We start from the raw sequence: 1,809 nt of genomic DNA, 5'->3' as shown, positions 1-1,809 counted from the left end.
ATATGAAGCTTATCACATCTATCTTTTATCTGATATTTCTATTTACCTGTGCATCGTACGCACAGGAAATAAAAGGCACTTACGCCATCAAGAATGTTAAAACAGGAATGTTGCTTCGCGTTAAGGATGCCAGTGGCAAAAACGGAACTCCCTTGGTTGCCTATGATCCTCAAAACTGGAAATGCATGACCTGGGATTTTCAAAATACCGGGGAAAATACTTATCAGCTCAAAAATCTGTTTACCAAAAAGACTTTTCAGCCACTCGGCGAAGCAAAGGATGCTGTGGTTATGGAGGAACAGCCTCTTGTTGCAGATGCCAAGAATCAGCAATATGAGTTTATTAAAGTGAAAAAAGACATCTACCTGATCAGATTGAAAGCTACCGATTTATACCTTACCCCTGTCGATCCTGAAGGGGGCACCAACTCAGCCATTGTATTAGCAAAGAAAAAGGATTCACCAATACAGCAATGGAGCATTTATCTGCAAAATCCAACGATGTAAAACAATAACCAGAGAGTTAATTATACTGAATTTCCCTGATAGTAAGGTAAGAGCTGGTCTTATTCTTGTTAACCAATGAAGTCCAGTTGCCTGTTTTATCATAAACATATTTGAAGTTCTTTTTAAAGTCAAAAGCACCGCTATAATTATAGCTCACCTCCTCCATTAACTGATTTTCAGAATCATATGCGAATTTACTCGTATAAAGTATGTAACCATTGGGTGCATATACCCGCTCGCTCAAACGCTTTCCTTTAACATCTGAAGAATAAATAGCCTGATAGCTCTTATTAGTTGAATCAGGTACAGTATGGGTAAATTTTAACAATACTTTCTGTTCATCATATTTAAATGATTCAGAGTATAGCAATTTGCCTTCGGAACTATAATTAATTAACTTAATAACCTGTCCCAGAATATTCAATTTGGTTTTCTTAAAGATAAGTAGATATTTTCTAATAGCAATTTGTGGATAAATCAATATATTAGAACTCCTCAATATCCAAAGGCAGGCTTTTAAATTAAGCTATACCCATGACAGCATTAGACAGGAAATTCAAAACAGAAAAGCTATTAAAATCACTAGGGGTTCCAATACTTGAACAATTGCCCTTAATTGATGAGGAACATGAAGTTAAGTTGAGAACTGCACAAGAAGTAGCTCGCAGAATCTTAATCTTAGATTACCTTAATTATGTTGTTGATGAACCTGATTCTAAACAAGAAGTTATTGATTTTCTAAAAGAACAAAATCTTCATAAGAGTATCTCAGATAAAGAAAAACAGTTTTTTAAATACGAATTAACTGAACAGGACCGGATAAACATTTCTTGGCAGTCAGAAGCCATGCTTACTTTATTATGGGCGATTGGCAAGGTTGACAAACTGGAAATGCCCGTTGAAGAAACACAGGTATCCGAATGGCTTAGTTTGCTACCTGATCTCATGACAGATCCCAAAGAATTTATCGACGCTGCATTGCTACGTCCAATTCCAGAAATACTTGATCTCCTTGATTTAACCTATAGAATGCATTGGGCAGTGCGAAACGCCGAATTAAATAATTTGGATGCTTTAAATTTCGATGCTGGAATTATTCAAGAGCGCCACTATGCATTAAATTGGCTTACCTATTACAACGATGACTGGGACGATGTGGTAACTGACACCTAAAACCAAAAAAATGATAGAGTTAATAACCCGAAAACTCGTTTTTGATACTTATAAAATAATAACCTCGAAGATAGTTGAAATTCAGAAGTCCATGCTTGATGATGATCCTCTATTTGAAGATGGTGATGAC

At 35.9% G+C, this 1,809-nt stretch carries 3 protein-coding genes; 2 read left to right on the top strand and 1 reads right to left on the bottom strand.

Going from position 1 to position 1,809, the window contains the following annotated elements:
- The coding region (locus AC1DDX_RS27080) for an RICIN domain-containing protein (protein WP_172662530.1) at positions 1-506 on the top strand (506 nt) is incomplete at its 5' end.
- A gap of 16 nt (positions 507-522) precedes the next feature.
- Here AC1DDX_RS27080 and AC1DDX_RS27075 read toward each other — a convergent pair.
- Positions 523-930, bottom strand: a complete 408-nt coding sequence (locus tag AC1DDX_RS27075; protein WP_337717752.1) for a hypothetical protein — start codon at positions 928-930, stop codon at positions 523-525.
- Positions 931-1,040: 110 nt separating this feature from the next.
- Here AC1DDX_RS27075 and AC1DDX_RS27070 point away from each other — a divergent pair, with 110 nt between their 5' ends.
- Entirely contained in the window at positions 1,041-1,679 is a 639-nt protein-coding gene (locus AC1DDX_RS27070; RefSeq protein ID WP_337717754.1) for a DUF4272 domain-containing protein, read from the top strand.
- The last annotated feature ends 130 nt before the right edge of the window (positions 1,680-1,809 follow it).

The sequence above is a fragment of the Pedobacter sp. 10L46_2 genome, assembly GCF_056395165.1.
The sequence above is the reverse complement of the archived record's forward strand: the minus strand, read 5'-3'. Positions and strand labels throughout refer to the sequence as shown.

Excerpts from the sequence above, each read along its gene's own strand:
- AC1DDX_RS27070 (WP_337717754.1), top strand. The coding sequence starts at position 1,041 with ATGACAGCATTAGACAGGAAATTCAAAACAGAAAAGCTATTAAAATCA.